At 48.3% G+C, this 16667-nt stretch carries 15 protein-coding genes; all 15 read right to left on the reverse strand.

All coding sequences use genetic code 11. The annotated features are described in order from the left end of the window. Positions 1–243 precede the first annotated feature (243 nt). The 15 genes from LK536_RS42875 to LK536_RS42945 all read right to left on the reverse strand — a co-directional run bounded on the left by LK536_RS42875 (position 244) and on the right by LK536_RS42945 (position 16666). Entirely contained in the window at positions 244–1635 is a 1392-nt protein-coding gene (locus LK536_RS42875; protein ID WP_227796168.1) for a hypothetical protein, read from the reverse strand. A 154-nt stretch (positions 1636–1789) separates the two neighbouring features. Beyond that, entirely contained in the window at positions 1790–2086 is a 297-nt protein-coding gene (locus LK536_RS42880; RefSeq protein WP_506092152.1) for a hypothetical protein, read from the reverse strand. Positions 2087–2931: 845 nt separating this feature from the next. After that, complete coding sequence (locus LK536_RS42885) at positions 2932–3264, reverse strand: hypothetical protein (protein ID WP_227796166.1); 333 nt, start codon at positions 3262–3264, stop codon at positions 2932–2934. Positions 3265–3487: 223 nt separating this feature from the next. Continuing rightward, positions 3488–5557, reverse strand: coding sequence for a HelD family protein (locus LK536_RS42890; RefSeq protein ID WP_331472188.1), 2070 nt, complete (start codon positions 5555–5557; stop codon positions 3488–3490). A gap of 418 nt (positions 5558–5975) precedes the next feature. Next, positions 5976–6125: a hypothetical protein gene (locus LK536_RS42895; protein WP_227796164.1), complete on the reverse strand. Its 150-nt coding sequence runs from the start codon at positions 6123–6125 to the stop codon at positions 5976–5978. Positions 6126–6248: 123 nt separating this feature from the next. After that, positions 6249–6716 (reverse strand): threonine/serine exporter family protein, encoded by a 468-nt coding sequence (locus LK536_RS42900; RefSeq protein ID WP_025486410.1) that lies wholly within the window; start codon positions 6714–6716, stop codon positions 6249–6251. After that, entirely contained in the window at positions 6713–7495 is a 783-nt protein-coding gene (locus LK536_RS42905) for a threonine/serine exporter family protein (protein ID WP_331472187.1), read from the reverse strand. Before LK536_RS42905 ends, LK536_RS42900 begins: the two co-directional genes overlap by 4 nt. A gap of 135 nt (positions 7496–7630) precedes the next feature. Further along, complete coding sequence (locus LK536_RS42910; RefSeq protein WP_025486409.1) at positions 7631–8035, reverse strand: acyl-CoA thioesterase; 405 nt, start codon at positions 8033–8035, stop codon at positions 7631–7633. Between the two features lie 30 nt (positions 8036–8065). Then, the gene (locus tag LK536_RS42915; RefSeq protein ID WP_227796163.1) at positions 8066–8983 is read right to left on the reverse strand and encodes an MBL fold metallo-hydrolase; all 918 of its coding nucleotides are present in this window, start codon (positions 8981–8983) and stop codon (positions 8066–8068) included. A 137-nt stretch (positions 8984–9120) separates the two neighbouring features. After that, positions 9121–10470: a 2-hydroxycarboxylate transporter family protein gene (locus tag LK536_RS42920; protein ID WP_034577865.1), complete on the reverse strand. Its 1350-nt coding sequence runs from the start codon at positions 10468–10470 to the stop codon at positions 9121–9123. A gap of 52 nt (positions 10471–10522) precedes the next feature. Then, positions 10523–11629 (reverse strand): butyrate kinase, encoded by a 1107-nt coding sequence (buk, locus tag LK536_RS42925; protein ID WP_227796162.1) that lies wholly within the window; start codon positions 11627–11629, stop codon positions 10523–10525. Continuing rightward, entirely contained in the window at positions 11626–12540 is a 915-nt protein-coding gene (locus tag LK536_RS42930; RefSeq protein WP_120056899.1) for a phosphate acyltransferase, read from the reverse strand. The genes buk and LK536_RS42930 overlap by 4 nt, the downstream gene beginning before the upstream one ends. Then, entirely contained in the window at positions 12537–14369 is a 1833-nt protein-coding gene (locus LK536_RS42935; RefSeq protein ID WP_329602237.1) for an aconitase/3-isopropylmalate dehydratase large subunit family protein, read from the reverse strand. Before LK536_RS42935 ends, LK536_RS42930 begins: the two co-directional genes overlap by 4 nt. A gap of 13 nt (positions 14370–14382) precedes the next feature. Continuing rightward, positions 14383–15534: an aconitase family protein gene (locus LK536_RS42940; RefSeq protein ID WP_227796161.1), complete on the reverse strand. Its 1152-nt coding sequence runs from the start codon at positions 15532–15534 to the stop codon at positions 14383–14385. Positions 15535–15556: 22 nt separating this feature from the next. Beyond that, the gene (locus tag LK536_RS42945) at positions 15557–16666 is read right to left on the reverse strand and encodes an isocitrate/isopropylmalate family dehydrogenase (protein ID WP_008718214.1); all 1110 of its coding nucleotides are present in this window, start codon (positions 16664–16666) and stop codon (positions 15557–15559) included. Position 16667 lies beyond the last annotated feature (1 nt).

A 16667-nucleotide genomic window follows, 5' to 3' on the forward strand; every position in this document is an offset into this window, starting at 1 on the left:
AGATGCAAGAATCAATTTGAAGTCTCTTTATCCTAAAATTGTGCTTTCATAAAAAGGATACTTCACATAACTAAACTGCTAATAACAACTAGTCATTACACTAGAACTATTGATTGAAAAACTATCAAAACCATACTCATATTATTTACTCCCTCACAATTCCCAGTATTATAGACGTGCTATCAAAACTACAGACGCTCTCCTAATATAGACCGATAGATTAGCGGTTATTACCACTTGGACTTAATTATCATCAGAACTGCTCTTTGTTAATAATTCTCTTTTAAAACAATTGGAACTAACTATATTAGTCATACCATCTTCCGAGATAATAATTCCCAAACAAGCAATGTTTTCTATACTTTTCAAAGCAATGTAATTATAAATTGAATTATATCTAGCCCCTCTTGATGAATCACCTTTCGTCACGCTTATGCCATCTACTATAATACCAATTGCGACACAATTGCAATTACTATCCATAAAAACCGCACCATCTATAGACGTAATATGTGGTATGAATTCAAAATTTTTATATAGATTAACTTTCTCTATTTTTATCCCTCTACCAAGTTTGCACAAACGTTCACTTTCGGCCGTAGCGTCTTTAAATATAATAATGGAAGTGCCGTGTTTTTGTGTACAAGCAATTTTCACTACATCCTCTATTCTTTCATGTTCTTGTTTATTTAAATCAGGAAATTGTAATTTCAATATTTTCATCAAATCTGTATCTGGTTTATTTACATTGGTAAATAAAATCTGATTTTCCTTATATGAAAATATTAATTCTTTATCAATAATTAATGACCAATATTTATCCCCATGGAATTTTATCATACAGCCAGACAAATTATCATTTATATAACTTAATGCTTTTATTTTCTTATCCTCCACCAACAGAACGTGGCTTTCATCTGACATTTCCATAATTTTTCTTACCTGTCGTTTATTATTAAGACTTAATTCAATAACAGATTGAAATATTATAGATTTTGATTTATAACACTCATCATTATTACTAAAAACTAAAGTAGATTTATTTTCTGCACCTTCATAAGGTAATTCCGAATATTCTATGATTTCTTCTACTGTTGGTAATTGATGTAATCTCATAATTTCTTCTGCTGTCAATTCCGCCATATTGATTTCTTTTGAATTTTTAACTAACAAATCTATTACTGGAAATCTTTTCATACCTTTATCATATATACTATATTGTTCTTTGAAGTAATCATAATATAATTGTTTATTCATTAACACAAAAATATACGATAACGAAATATCATTAATGGATTGTCTCCCATTAAAACAGTAATAATCGCTTTCCTTACTAATACAATCACATAAATCACTTATAAAAGATTCAAACACTGTATAATAGACAATTCTATGATTGTATATGGTTAATTGTGTCTTAAGGTATGACAAAATACTATCTGCTATCTGTGATAAGTCTAACTTTGATAGATAAGTAATTGATAACCCCTCTATTCCTTTTTCAGTAAAACCGTTAATCCTAAATTCTCCTTGTCCAGGATACCTTAAATTTGTACCTTTTAATATAAATTCAACCTCAAATACTGCATTTTTTATTTCGTCTCTTACCCCTGGAAATACAAAATCTAATCCCACAATCCCCATCTCCTTTCTCATATCACTTTATAGTAAATATCAAATTAATTATTATTTTAAACCCACTCCAAACCTTTTATATTATACATTCTATAGATTAATATTTCAACAAAATCACACATACCATATAATCTCTATTCGATACGCCTTTACTTTAACCCGCTACCTCAATATCCCATCTCATCATTGCCTTATATACCTTGTAAGGAATCTTATACTTGTTCCTCTTTGCAAATTTATTAATCAGTTCCATCCGATATAGAAGCAATGATTTCCCTGCCTCCTCAGGGCTATCATATTCACCTATCTGTTTTGTCTTACCAAGAATACGTACGGAAACATAATGCGTGACCAATGAGTATGTATCAGGGCCATAAACATTATTCCCCTGTACCAGGATATCCTTATCTAAATCAAATTTCCTCCCCTCAATGGTATGGTCCAATACCATTTCCTGAAATTGGAGAAATTCCACCATTCCTCAAACACCCTGCAATCCATATAATATGTTTTTAATCTATGGGTAACTTCGCCACAACACCGTTGCATCATATTCACTCATTTGATATAGATTGCTCCCCTCACATCAGCATCGCCACATCCTAAATATCCAATACCGAACATGGATTTCTTCATTTGGAACGGTTCCCATCCATCCGCCTGTAATCAACACTGTTCATGATATCAAGTATATCCCCCTCTAAATCACTCCCCGTATCCTCATAATATCTGCTGACAGCCTCGTATTGATATTAATTGAGCGGGTAAATGTGCCTGTAGTATGTATCTTTCTTTTCGTTCCCAGTGTGCCAGCAATATAGATTATTAGCAATATCATAATTGACGATAAATTCTTTTACCGCCAGCTTCCACGCTTCTATTTCCTGTTTCTTCTAGCCCATTCGCCCTCAAGTTATCTCTTAGACAGCATTGTATTATGGACCTGTAATACACCAGGATGGGCGAGAATAAATTTTAACGTGTAAGCTATTTGTTCTGCGCCTGATAACCCAATCCCGTATACAAGCGTTTTAAAAATTCTTACACACTAAAAATAAGTCCAGGGGCATGCGATGAGATTACATGCCCATGGACTTAATCAGATGTTCAAATATTTAGATACTGTACTGTTTACTCCTTTTCTTAATTTTGAAGACATACTATTTTGACATAGATAAAAAACGTATTTACGTACTTCTTTGAGCCAAACAAAAGTTCGGTGCCTGTGTCCCCACTGGTTCTAAAAGTGCCGGAAGCCTTGATTTTCAAGATTTCCGGCACTTTTTTATCATTAAATCATGGATTCATCCCAGTTTTCGGACCCCATTGCTCCTCTTCCTTCCATTTCCTATAATTAACAACAGCCTGGATCATAAATATCATCCCCAGCACAACCGCCATCACAATTGTTAAAAAATATGATTCATATGTAATCTGCAGGAGAAACAAAACAATTATAAGTATTGGCAGTGTCCAAAGGGTCCTTTTGAATCTTCTTCTATAACTCAGATGCCAATAACAATATGCAAATCCTTTATCAATTCTTTTCCCTCTATCAAAAATCTTTCCTATAAGTACGGAAAAAGCAGCTGCAATCAAAGCAACCAGGATTATCCACATATGATTCATCCACTGCCTCCTTTACAAATACCAGTTTACGTTTCTTTTTATAAGACACGTTCCGATTTCAATACTTAATTTGATTATTCTATTTTATCATGCAGATATAAATATTTGTATGTATCTTTCCTTACATCTTATGAAATAGTTAATGAATCCTGATGGCATTTCCCCCTCCACCATACATCCCCAACTTCCCTATATCCCCACCAGTTCCGGATTTCCATCCCGCCTATATGAGCAGACCAGACACCTCCCCCACGTAAAAGAGTGTCAGCCGGTGCATGGCTCTTGTGCAGGCAATATAGAGCAGGCTGCGGTCATAATCATCTGAATAGGTCCCTCTGTCCGCCTGCGGAACGATGACCTCGTCAAATTCCAGTCCCTTTGCCATCTGAATGGAGGTGACTGATACGCCTCCCTCATAGTGCGTGCTGTCCGGCGATATCAGTTTTATACGGTCCCCGCCGGATGTTGGACCACAGGAAAGCAGGTCATGGAATTCCCTTGCAGCCCTGTTGTTTTTCAGGATGATGCCCAGTGAAGCGTTTTCCCCGGCTTCAAATTCCAGGATTGCCTGCTTTATCTGCCGGATTTCATCCTGTTCATCCTCACAGGCTACCATGGACGGTTCCTCCCCATGGCGTTCCACCGCGTCAAGCCCTGCAACATCCCGGATGTGTTTTGCGAAATTCATGATTTCAAAGGTGGAACGGTAACTTCTGTTCAGTTCCACATAATCAGCGCCTTCGTAAATCCTAAGGATATCCTCCAGGGTATGCGGATGATATGGATTCAGGTTCTGTCCACAATCACCCAGTATGGTTTTCTGGCATGGGAACAGCCGGTTCATCACGGCATACTGGATGGGCGTATAGTCCTGCATCTCGTCAATAACCAGGTGCTTTGTAATGACGCTCTCCTTAACGCCCTCAAAGGCTGCATGGAGATATAAAAATGGAAACACATCAGACCATTCCAAAGTTTTTCTGGCAGGCATCACGAACAGATGGGGTTTTCCAATGGATTGGTAGAAGTTTTTGTACAGGGCCAGTGTACTCTTAACAGCCAGCATGGAGGCCAGGCTCTTTGCAATCCTTCCCGGGCCTGGCAGTTCATCCTCCCATATATTTTCATTCTTGAACCGGTTATGGATATCCTCTGCTGTCATGGAAATCCTCTGCCTGACAGGATATTTCCCATAAGCATGGAAACGGTCCCGTATCCATCGGGCATCTGCCGTAAAACCGCCAAAGCAGTAATCCTCTGGCACAAAAATCCAATCCTCCATGCCACTTATGTACGCATCCATCTGCCCCACAAAATCCAGCGTGGATTTAAAGCGTACCCGTTCCATCCATTTTCCATCCTCCATTTCCAGAGGGTCCTTGTCCGGTTCGAAATTGATTACCTTCTCCAGCTGTATTTCCGCAATATCCAAAAAGCCCATTTCATAGACAGGTTCCTCCCCCAGTTCCGGTATCACGTTGGATATATAGCTGCCAAAGACTTTGTTGGGGGACAGGATTGTCACGTTCCGGGCGCTTAGCTGGTTCCTGAACCGGTAGAGCAGGAATGCAATCCGGTGCAGGGCGATTGAGGTCTTGCCGGAACCGGCCACGCCCTGTATGATTATGGTCCCGGTCTTCTCCCTTCGTATGATCTGGTTCTGTTCCTTTTGGATGGTTGATATGATGGACTTCATCTTTTCATCCGATGTATGGGACAGTTCCCTCTGCAGGATATCATCCTGCACATGGGCAGAACTCTCAAGGGCATATTCCATGACGCCGTTTCTGATCTTGAACTGCCGTTTCCTGGTCAGTTCACCCTCAATCCGTCCCATGGGGGCATCATATCCCGCCGGGCCAACCTCATAATCATAGAACATACTGGCAACCGGCGCACGCCAGTCAAAAATCAAAGGCTCATTTCCATAATTAAATGCAGATGGCCCAATGTAAATCCTGGCAGGCGCCGCGCTGTCCCCGCCCTTAAAATCAATCCGGCCAAAATAGGGGGATTCCCTGAGCCTGGCAAGCCTGTCACGTATGTCCACGGCAAATGCGCCGGTCTGGTCTGTCTGTTTGAGAAGCAGTTCATTCTGAAACATTTCATGAGGGTCAATCTCACCCCTGTTTTCCGCCATGTAGCGTTTCTCATCCCGGTACTCCCTGTCTATGCGTCTTACATCGTCCCGGGCTTTTTCCAGCGCTTCATCCAGCTTTTGGCTGATTTCAGAAAGATAGGCGGCTTCTTCAGGAAATATAATACCCTTTTCTGTTATCTGGTCATTACTCATTGTCATCCTCCTTCCGGACTACCATTATACAAAGATCCGGAAGACGGCGTTTAATCATTCTTGCTGTTTTATGCCAGGGTGCCCAATGCGGATTTCTTTCCAATGCGGATTTCTTCCCAGTGCGGACATCCTACACTCCCAAAACATGGAATCTTCAAATAGATGGAATCTTTATGCCAGTTCCCCTGCTTTCCAATGGAATCTTTATTCCGTTTGGCATTATCATAATATCAGCCAAAGAGATGAAAGGAGGCGAATCCACTATGAAAAAACAGACAAGAGAGGATTTAATGGGATTGGCGTTCATGTTCCTTCTGTTGATGACTGCAGTAGGTGTAAGGGCCTATATCTGGCTCTGACAGCAGCCATGACCACATATAAAAAGTAACGGTCCTGATGCACCATCACATCAGGGCCGTTACCTTCTGCACTCTTCCTCAATCCGTTTTATGATCATCTCAAACTCGTCCGGGGCTGGCTGTGGTACGTCTTCATCCCTTACATGTTCTTCTGCCCACTGGAATTCCTTTAACAGTTCTTCCTCCTGCCCAATCTCTTTCCACTTCATATCCGCCGCCTCCTTCTACTATTATTGTAAAACACAGGCGGCTATATAGATAGAGCAAACTTATTACATTTGTTGAAATATTTCCTAAAATGAAACGAAAGACTTTTTCATAATTTGTTCCTTTCACCCGCGGCTTCTGCTGCAAAATCCCGGAATCCGCCTCAGTTTCCCGGCTGTCCAGGCAAACATGCCCTGAGGCAGTTCAAACACAGCCACAATCCCCAGCACGATGGCGACCGCTGCCTTGACAGCCGCATACCCGGTATGCACGGCCAGCCCCAGCTGGTCCGTGACAAGATAATATACGGTCCAGTAAATCCCGGCTCCGGGCACCAGGGGGAATATACCGGATATCAGGAAAATAGTAACCGGACAGCGGTTTATGACAGCGGATGCCCTGGACAGGAAAATGACCACTACCGTGGCAGCAAAGGAAGAGCCTACAATCCCCCACCGGCCGGACGCCAGCACATATACGGCCCATCCCGCGCCCCCAATCACACCGCACCATGGATAGTATTTCCTCGGAACCCCGAATAACAGGGAAAAAGCAATGGTCCCAATCATTGCTGCACATACCTGAGATATCATAACAGCGCCCCTCCTGTCATCCAGCCCGCCAGTGCAAATCCCACACCCACGCCAATGGCAATGCAGAAAAACACCAGAAGGGCATCCAGCATCCTTACCGAACCCGAGATATAATCCCCGTCCGCAATATCCCTGATGGAATTAGTAAAGGGAACACCCGGTATCAGCGGCATGATGGAACCGATGACCATGAAATTCAGATGATTCCCGATTCCCGCCGAATACAAAAGGATGCATATGGCCGTGACCAGGGCACCGCCGCTAATATTGCCCACGATTTTAGACAGGTGCGGCCCGCTTATATACAGCACATACAGATACAGAAGGAACCCGGCTGTAAATGCAACCGCACTGTCCGCTGCATTACCTCCAAACAGATAACAGAACGCTGCGCTGCCGCAGCCGGATGCCAACACCTGCATGTGCTTTGTCTTACCAGGCATCCGTTTGATATCATCCAGCCTTCCTGCCACCTCGCCGATGGTGTATCTGCCCTCTTCTATCTCCCTGGACAGCTGGTTCACCGCCGCCACACGGTCCAGGTGGGTGCCGCTGACCGGTATATGCTCCACCTTTGCAAATACAGGCTCATTCCTGTTTCCCACGGTTACGAATATACCGTTGGTCAGCACAAAGGCATTGCCGGAATGTACCCCATAGTACTGGCAGATACGCTCCATTGTCTCCTCTACCCTGGATATCTCAGCCCCATTTTCCAGAAGCAGATGGCCGGCCTGCAGCGCGGCCTCCATTACTTCCTTTTCCCTGCTCTCCTCCACGGATGTCCCTCCTGATTACAGAAAAGATTGATCCAGCCCCGGACTGGCCGGAGGCCTGTATCATACTGCTGATATCATATCACAGGGAATGGGTTGGCGCCATACCTTGTTTCATCCAAACTGCGCAATGCGGTACTAAGTATTGGAAATTTCCTTTTCAATTGTCCTGGGCTTCCCCATTTCATCCAGAGCCACATAGACAAACAACGCCTCTGCCACAAGGACCTTATCCACCTTTTCATCTCCCTTGACGCCTCTGTGCTGTGAATCCATGCTGACATCTATCTTTACCCTCAGGGATGTATTCCCCACTGCCGTAACAGCTCCGGCCACCTCTATGAATGCCCCCACTGGAATGGGTCTTAAAAACTTCATCCCTTCCACCGCCGCCGTGGTGACCTCGGGACCTGCAAACCGCTTTGCCGCGATTCCTGCCACCTCATCCATCCATTCCATCAGCATACCGCCAAACAGCACCCCTCTGAAATTTGTCATGGACGGCATCACGGCCCTTGTCATGATTGTCATATCAGACATCATTTTCCCACCTCCTTCCCACTTCTGACCTTCCTATGAAAGTGCAAAGCCAAAATCATACCATCTATGGTGTTCCAGCATCATAAGTTCCGTGCTTGGGGATTGTTCCCGGACCGCATTCCCCAATGCCCTCAGATACTTATCCATCTGAAACACACCGTCTTCAATAAAATCCTTCTGGTTCTCCTCACTCATATCCTTCATTGCCTCTGGAACCATCCTGAAAAATTCTTCTGTAAAATCATAGTGGTGGGGAACCACGATTTTTGTTCCCATTGCCTCCACCAGTTCTGCAAATTCCCTAAAATCCTGCTTCGGACTGACATGCATCAGGGAAATATCGGAGCGTATTCCTCTGAGCCGGTTCTTCTGGTCCGGCGATGTCATACCGGCCCATACCATGATCCGCGTTCCGTCACAAAGGGTCAGACGGTAATTGTTAAGCTCCAGGTTTCCATACCAGTCCGACAGGCTCAGGCTTCCGTCCGGATTACGGAATTTCCTTCCTGCCCGGTAATACCCCCTTGGCGACTCCGTATGGCGGCCTGCAAACACCTCCACTTTCAAATCATCCATTTCATAAACCTCGCTGCTTCTCACCCGGAAGATACGCGCGCAGTTAATATCCTGCCATTCGCACAGCGGGTCCGCGGACAGATCCCCCACGAAAAGAATGACCTCCGGGAACTTCTTCTGGATCCTTGCCACATCTGCCGCATGGTCAATATGGATATGACTCAGAAAAAGGTAATCGCACCGTTCAATTGCCTCTATATCCATTGGATGGCACACCACCCCGTCAACCTCCCCTGACAGAAACGGGTCCAGGAGGATGTGTTTCCCATTGGACATGACGATTTCAAACCCAGCGGTGTTGATCCAGCGGATTTTTCCTCCGTTATTTAATTTGGGGACAGTCCCGGCTTCCCCTTCATTGCCTTGTCTTGACATGGTGTTCATTTCTCCTTCCCAAAATATACTATACATCCATCATAATATAAAATCCATCCCATAAAAAGGACGCCGGAACGGCTGTCATGCCGGACCCAGCGTCCCTGCTTCCATCCTTGTCAGATGGTGCATCTGTTTTACCGCATGAACAGCGGGTACAGCAGACCAATCCATATGACCATCAACGCCCCTCCAATCCGGGTGGAGATGGATGCAAATGCCAGCAGGTTCATACGGTTTCCGGCTGTCAGTACCGCTATGTCTCCGGAACCGCCGATGTTACAGCAGCAGAGCCCGGCCGTGATGCCTGCCTCATACGGATACAGTCCTGCCAGACGCCCGAAGATCATGGCTCCGATAAATGCCCCAAGCACACCAAGCACAATGACCACCAGCACTCCAAGGCTGAAGAACTTGGTCAGGTCGGTGATGTTCAGGGAACAGATCCCGATACCTGCAATCAGCATGGGAAGGAGGGCCTTCAGTGCGAAGTTCATGGAATACACGCAGTTATCAGCAAACTCATCCGGAATGATGCCTGTACATTTTACAATGATTGCAAGGATGATGGTCCATGCAAGTCCGGCTATGTTGTTTAATACCGGAAGGCTTCCCAATACATTACCTGCCAGATAAAAACACAGGGACATGAAGATCCCGCTTCCCAGATTCACATAATTCGCACTGGTTGCAGGGCGCTTCACTTCCTTCATCGCCTCCTCAGATGCCTGGGATCCGGCCTTGAGGATCTTGCCCTTGCCGTTCCATCCAGGAATCTTCTCAGTAACGGCGCCTCCAATGGCAGCAAATAATACAGCCAGCACATTGGCAATGGACGCATAACAGAGGAACTGTCCTGCAAGACCGGTCATGTCCGCGCCTGCAAGGCTGGAATAAAGTGCCGGAAGCGTGGTGATTGCGCCGCCTGAACCGCCGGACATACAGGGGGCGCCTACATAGAACAGGCCGTCAGCCCCGCCGAAGCCGGTAAGCATGCCGCCAAGCACACATGCGCCCAGGGCAAATACCTGGCTTCCCAGGATGGCCGGCATATACCTGGCGGTTGCGCTTAAAAGTACCTTCCTGTCCATGACCAGGATGGAACCGACTAAAAGCAGCGCAATGTACATGTCCTGGAACCCGCCCTTCATCCACACCTTGGCGCCGTTCACCAGCACCTCAGGTATCAATCCCAGATGGTTCATCAGGGAAGCCCCGAACAGCGGAAGCAGACAGGCGCCGCCCAGATAACTGCTGACAATGGGAATCGTATTGCCCAGCCAGAAGAAAATCCCGCCGATTGCCATAAGGAACGCCCATGTCTGGATAAAACTGGTCGCCATATAGGTGCCTGCATCATTGGAATAAATCTTTACCGTAGGCATGAACCCGCCGTAGGTGACAACCATTACCACTATGAAAAATGGCAGGAAGTATTTTAAATTCAAACCGCACACACTAAAATCCACACGCTTTTTTTCGCTCATTGTTCTCCCTCCATAAAGAGATTGTATTTTATCTTTGCCATAACTTCAACTGTTACTGCACATCAAATCCATTCCATACCGGGATTCCCGTATATTCCTTTGCATTTTCCTCCCCATTCAGGACGCGCAGGGCGCCTGCCGCAAGGGCCTCCATCTCGAATTCCCCTGCCATCACGGTAATGGGCGCGATAAACTTAAGCATACCGGAAAGTTTTTCCACCAGATATCCGTCATGGGAAATACCTCCTGTGAAAATAATCCCGTCCACATTCCCTTCCAGCACCGCTGCCATGGAACCGGCGTATTTTCCAATCTGGTATATCATGGCATCATATACCAGCTTTGCATATGTATTCCCCTGTTCCATCATGGCGCGCACTTCCCTTGCGTCGGAGGTCCCAAGATGGTCAACCAGACCGCCTGTTTTGGTGATTTTTTCATACAGTTCCCCCTCCGTATACTTCCCGCTAAAGCAGGCCTTCACCACATCCTTGACCGGGATGGCGCCGCATCTGGTGGGTGCCATGGGGCCGTCCCCCTGGGCAATATCGTTAGAGTCCACCATCTTCCCCTTTTTATGGGCCGTGACTGATATGCCCCCTCCGATATGGCAGATAATCAGGTTCATTTCCTCATACTTCTTTGCCACCGATGCCCCATAGCGGATGCCGATTTCCTTCTGGTTCAGGGCATGGATCCTGCTTTCCCTGTATACCCCCTTCCATCCGGTTACCCTGGCCAGATCACTGAACTCATCCACATCCGGCGGATTCACCACAAACGCGCTGCCGCCATATGTTTTTGAAAATGCATCTGCCAGCTGCGCACCCAGCATGGCCGGATGCTTTACCGAAAACCCGGCCCTGGCATGTTCCAGAAGCGTTTCATTGATTGCATAAACCCCGCCGTCCACGCTGGCCAGGCCGCCTCCCCTGGCGGAAAAGGCATCCACACCTTCCAAAGTAACCCCGGCCTTCTTAAGTTCTTCCAGGATTGTCTCCTTCCTGTAATCAAACTGGGCGCTGATTTCCTTAAACTGTTTCAGTGCCCGGGAATCGTGGGACACATTGCTGGAAAATACGGCCTCCCCGCCTTCAAACAACGCAATCTTGGTGGATGTGGATCCCGGGTTGATTGCAAATATCTTATATGGGTTCATTGTCTGTCTACCTCCTGGTTCCCCTTCCCTATCAAAGCGGAAATAACAATGGACATGTATTTATCATCCGCAGAAGCAGCCCTGGATACAAGAAGTACAGGCACCATGGCGCCCAGCACGGTTCCTCCCGTGCGCCCGCCTCCGATACAGGTAATGGTCTTGGCAGCCACATTGCCGCTTACGATATCAGGCATTACCAGCAGATCCGCATCCCCGGCAACCGGGCTTTCATATCCTTTGATACCGGCTGAGGACGGGTCCATGGCCAAATCGTAGCTGATAGGGCCTTCGATGATACAGCCTTCCACACCTTCCGCCTTAATGGCATCTGCCTCCACGCTCTCCTTCATCTTAGGGTTCACCTTTTCCACCGCGGCTATGACAGCCACCTTGGGAGTTTCCACCCCCAGGCTGTGGAATGCGGCAACCGCGTTCTGTATGGCTGCCTTTTTCTGGTCCTTGGTGGGGTAGGTCAGAAGTCCTACATCCGTTATTCCGAATACCTTGTGGTAATGGGGACTTTCCATGAAGGCCAGCAGGCTCATCACATCGTTCTTCCGGATTCCTGTCTCCCTGTTGACCAGAACCTTCATCAGGGTGCCTGTCTCCAGCCTGCCCTTCATGATACAGTCCGCTTTTCCCTCTTTTGCAAGCTCTACCGCCTTCTTTGCACATTCCACTGGGTCGTCCACGGAAATGATCCTGGCCAGGGATGCATCGTAATCCAGGTTCCTTAAGATATCCCGTATCTCATCCTCCCTGCCAATCAGGATGGGGTTTATCATGCCGTCCTTTGCCGCATGGACGACCGCCTCCAGGGTATGTCCATCCTGGGCAGCCACCACGGCAACGGTACGCTTAACCGGTTTCTCCTTAAGCATCTGTTTTAACTGTTCAAAATCCTTTATCATCCAATGCCTCCTGTTCCTCTCACTGTAATCTGCCGTGCTGCTTCCCTTGGGTCGGTCACAACTCCGGCCAGCGCCGTGGCAGCCGCCACAGCCGGGCTTGACAGGTAGCTTAAGGTCTTCTTGGTTCCCTGTCTGCCGATGAAGTTACGGTTTGCAGTGGACAGGATGCGCTCATCGTCATACATCAGGCCGTAGGGCATCCCGCAGCACAGTCCGCAGCACGGATGGCTGATGACGCATCCGGCTTCGATGAATGTCCTTATGTATCCGGCTGCGATGGCATCCTTAAACACCTTGTTGGTGGCTGGTACCACAATCACCCTCAGATCATCCGGCACTTTTTTTCCTTCCATGATTTCCGCTGCAATCCTCATATCCTCCAGGGAACCATTGGTACAGCTTCCGATATAGACCTCGTCTATCTTCGTGCCTTTGACTTCACTGACAGAATGGACATTGTCAACCCCCTGGGGACAGGATAGCTGGGGTTCCAGTCCGCTGACATCGTAGACCAGTACCTTTTCATAGACAGCATCCTCATCCACCTTCACCCAGTCAATCTCCTCAAGGGCCATGCCATAATATTCGGCTGTTTTTTCATCTGCTTCGAACAGGCCGCATTTTGCACCTGCTTCCAAGGCCATGTTGGCAACCGTGAACCTGGCCATCATGCTCATTTCCCTGGCAGCCGGCCCGGTGAATTCCAGGCTCTTGTACTGTCCGCCGTCCGCACGTATGTCACCCAGGATTTTAAGGATTACATCCTTTGAAAGGACGCCGTCCTTAAGGTGCCCGTTCAGCACGATCTTAATGGCTTCCGGCACCTTGAACCACAGTTCACCTGTTATCAGGGCAGCCGCCATCTCAGCCGTGCCGATTCCGGAACAGAAGTTGCCCGCGCCTCCGTATGTGGTGGTGTGGCTGTCCGTTGCAGTGGCAATCTGGCCCGGTTTTGCATATCTTTCCTCATGCATGATGCTGTGGCAGATTCCCTGGCCGATATGGAGTTTCTTAATTCCGTATTTCCCTGCCAGGGCAATGCCTGCGTTGTAGTGGGCATAGTCATTCTTAGCAACCGCCGTGGGCATGCAGTGGTCGAATATGATGGTCACCTTGTCCGGATCGTCTATTTTCCCTGCCCCCATTTTCTCCAGGGTATCATAGAGATAGGGGGTGTAGATGTCATGGATCATGAACATGTCCGGATGGGTAATCACGATGTCACCCGGCTGCACATGGTCCAGGCCAGCATTGTTCTTAAGCAGTTTTTCCGCCATGGTATAACCGCTTTTACGTTTCTGTGCATCATCCAGCTCCCTGCGGACCGGCTTCTTAATACCGGCCCGGATCCTCATCTTGGTGTCTTCTATGAGACCTCCATGCTCCACGATGGCCAGCAGGTTTTCCGGTACGGTTCCCACAGGGAATGCCTTTTTGTTGACCCGGACACATTTTCCCACTTCCACCGTGACCATGTCCCCGCCCTCACAGTAATCCTGGATTCCATCACACTGAATCAGCAGGATTCCGCTGTTGAATGCATTGCGGAAGAATATCCTGGCAAAGCTTTTGGCAATGATGCAGCGGACACCGTTGGAGGACAGGACCGTTGCAGCCTGTTCCCTGGAGGAGCCGCAGCCAAAGTTGCTTCCGGCCACCAGGATATCACCCGGCTGTACCGTGGAGCCAAACTCAGGCTTTAAAAGTTCAAACGCGTACTTTTTCATCTCTTCAATGGTTGGGATGGTGCCGCGTTTTCCGGGAATGATGGTATCTGTATCAATGTCATCCCCAAATTTCCATATCTTTCCTTTGAATTCCTTTTCCATTGTCCCTGCCCTCCTATGCCTGGCCGCCTGATGGATCATCCATGGCCGCCTCTGTATCAAATGATGCCGCCATGATGGTTTCCACGGAAGCTGTCATCACCTGGGCATCCTCACATCCCATGGCGCCTGCGAATGTATATAGCCCGGTTGTGAGCAGCAGTTCTTCCGGCCCCATGGCGCCCGCGCCCTGGGGAACCACGCTGTGGTCGCCTGCCGCACTGATCTGGGCGCCAAAATCAATGAATGCTGTGATGATTCCCTCTTCCATGGCCTTTATGTAATCTGCGCTTGTGGCCGGGCAGACCGTAAGACGAAAGCCCAGCTTCAGTTTCCGTCCTTCCATCATCTTTGCCGCAATCCGCAGGCTGTCCATGGTCCCGCCATTGCAGCCCCCTATCTGTCCGGCGTGGACGCGGCGGCCTTCCAGCGCCGAAGCAGGCTGGAACCCTGCCTTTATCTGGGAATTCCTGTCACTGCACGGCATCCTCAGCATGGGGATTACCTGCCCCAGATCAAGGACGCAGTCAGCTGTTCCCTCTTCTGTCCAGAACGCGGTATACGCACCCGTGTCACATGCCATATGGCACAGAACGGTTTTTTCATGGTCCGTCAGGCTGCCGCCAATGAATTCAATGGCCTTGCCCTGTATATCCGCCTGCTCCTTTAGGAAACAGAGGGCCGCATCTATGATGCCGCATCCCTGCGCAAGGCTTCCTATCACCTGTACGCCCACGGTATCCGGGACTTCCACATGGTATTTTCCCGATGCCAGCACCCTGGAAAGCTCCGTGTTGCTGATGCCGATTCCCAAGGCCCCCATGGCGCCTAATACAGAGCTGTGCCTGGTACCGGTGACCACAATCTGGCCCGGCTTTATCTCTTCCTCCATCAGATACCGGAGCGCGGTTCCTTTTGCCTGGAGGAAACGGGTATCATATTTTCTTGAAAATCCCAGGATTTCCCCAAAAATCCTGGCATCCTCAGGCGAACCCGAAGGTACGTTGTGGTCATACATGACCAGTACCTTTTCAGGTTCAGCCACCTGGGTGACGTATTCCGTTACCCCATGTGGGAATCCGTTGGTAATCAGTATCATATCCGGGGAAACGGTGGCGATTTCGCCTTTTGCCGCCCCCAGAAGCTTTTCTATCATTCTTTCTCCCATTTTCCTGTCACCTCATATGATTTTATAGACATTCCCTGACAGCTTCCCCGATGGCGGCCGTGTCCGCTGTCTGTTCCCCGCCGGACCAGCACGGGCGTCCATGAATCCCCTGTTCCATCACAATGGACACCGCCCGTTTCATGCCTTCTGCTTCCCGGACAAGTCCAAAGGAATACTCAAGCATCATGGCCGCTGCCAGGATCATCCCCACGGGATTGGCCCTGCCCGTACCTGCCAGTTCCTCATGCACCTGGTGAAGCTGGTTGGGACAGTAAATCCCTTTCCTTTCCGCATTCAGGCTGCCGGCCGGAAGGAATTCCCCTGCACCGGTAAGCCCGGCAGCCTCATCTGCAATGATGTCGCCAAACACATTGGATGCCACGATCACATCAAACGCATCGGGCGAGCTTACCAGCTTAAATGCCCCATGATCCACCAGCATGTGCTCCAGTTCAATCTCCGGGTAATCCCTGTGGGTTTCCTCCAGTATCTGGCGCCACAGGACGCTGCTGGACAGCAGGATTGCCTTGTCCAGGCTTGTGACCTTCCTCTTCCTGGACGCGGCCAGCTGGAAGGCCAGTCTGGCAGAATCCCGTATGAGGGTCTCATCGTAGCTTTCCGTATCCCATGCAGCCCTTACATTGCAAAGGTTGGAGGATTTTCCCTCCGTGGTGAACATGCCTCCCGCAATGTCCCGTATAATCAGGATATCCATTCCTTTCTTGCGTATCTCCTCCTTAAGCGGACACAGTTCCCTGAGGGCTTCTGCAAAAAAGCAGGGGCGTATGTCGCTTCTCAGGCAGAGTCCTGTCCTCAGAAGTCCAAGGATGCTTTCCGGCCTTTCCTCAAACTTCAGTCCCGGATGCCTTCCCACTGCAAGCTTGCCCATAAGTATGCTGTCCGCTTCCAGACAGGTTTTAAGGCTCTCCCGCGGCAGGGGACATTGTCCCCGGTCAAGGGCCGCGGTTCCGGCTATGGCTTCCGTGAACTGAAAGCTGCGGCCGTATACTTCCCCTGCCCGTTTCAGGGTCAGCACTGCCTCCCTGGTGATTTCAGGTCCAACGCCGTCACCGGGAATAAGGGCAATGGTATAAATCCTGCTGCCATTCCTTAAGGACACAATGTCATCCATC

This window comes from Clostridium pacaense (genome assembly GCF_020709765.2).
GTDB lineage: Bacteria > Bacillota > Clostridia > Lachnospirales > Lachnospiraceae > Enterocloster > Enterocloster hominis.

Bases quoted from the DNA above. Each gene is read 5' to 3' on its own strand.
- LK536_RS42890 (WP_331472188.1), bottom strand. From the start codon at position 5,557: ATGAGTAATGACCAGATAACAGAAAAGGGTATTATATTTCCTGAAGAA.
- LK536_RS42920 (WP_034577865.1), bottom strand. From the start codon at position 10,470: ATGAGCGAAAAAAAGCGTGTGGATTTTAGTGTGTGCGGTTTGAATTTA.
- LK536_RS42885 (WP_227796166.1), bottom strand. From the start codon at position 3,264: ATGAATCATATGTGGATAATCCTGGTTGCTTTGATTGCAGCTGCTTTT.
- LK536_RS42935 (WP_329602237.1), bottom strand. From the start codon at position 14,369: ATGGAAAAGGAATTCAAAGGAAAGATATGGAAATTTGGGGATGACATT.
- LK536_RS42895 (WP_227796164.1), bottom strand. From the start codon at position 6,125: ATGAAGTGGAAAGAGATTGGGCAGGAGGAAGAACTGTTAAAGGAATTC.
- LK536_RS42940 (WP_227796161.1), bottom strand. From the start codon at position 15,534: ATGGGAGAAAGAATGATAGAAAAGCTTCTGGGGGCGGCAAAAGGCGAA.
- LK536_RS42945 (WP_008718214.1), bottom strand. From the start codon at position 16,666: ATGGATGACATTGTGTCCTTAAGGAATGGCAGCAGGATTTATACCATT.
- LK536_RS42930 (WP_120056899.1), bottom strand. From the start codon at position 12,540: ATGATAAAGGATTTTGAACAGTTAAAACAGATGCTTAAGGAGAAACCG.
- LK536_RS42910 (WP_025486409.1), bottom strand. From the start codon at position 8,035: ATGATGTCTGATATGACAATCATGACAAGGGCCGTGATGCCGTCCATG.
- LK536_RS42900 (WP_025486410.1), bottom strand. From the start codon at position 6,716: ATGATATCTCAGGTATGTGCAGCAATGATTGGGACCATTGCTTTTTCC.
- LK536_RS42880 (WP_506092152.1), bottom strand. From the start codon at position 2,086: ATGGTATTGGACCATACCATTGAGGGGAGGAAATTTGATTTAGATAAG.
- buk (WP_227796162.1), bottom strand. From the start codon at position 11,629: ATGAACCCATATAAGATATTTGCAATCAACCCGGGATCCACATCCACC.
- LK536_RS42915 (WP_227796163.1), bottom strand. From the start codon at position 8,983: ATGTCAAGACAAGGCAATGAAGGGGAAGCCGGGACTGTCCCCAAATTA.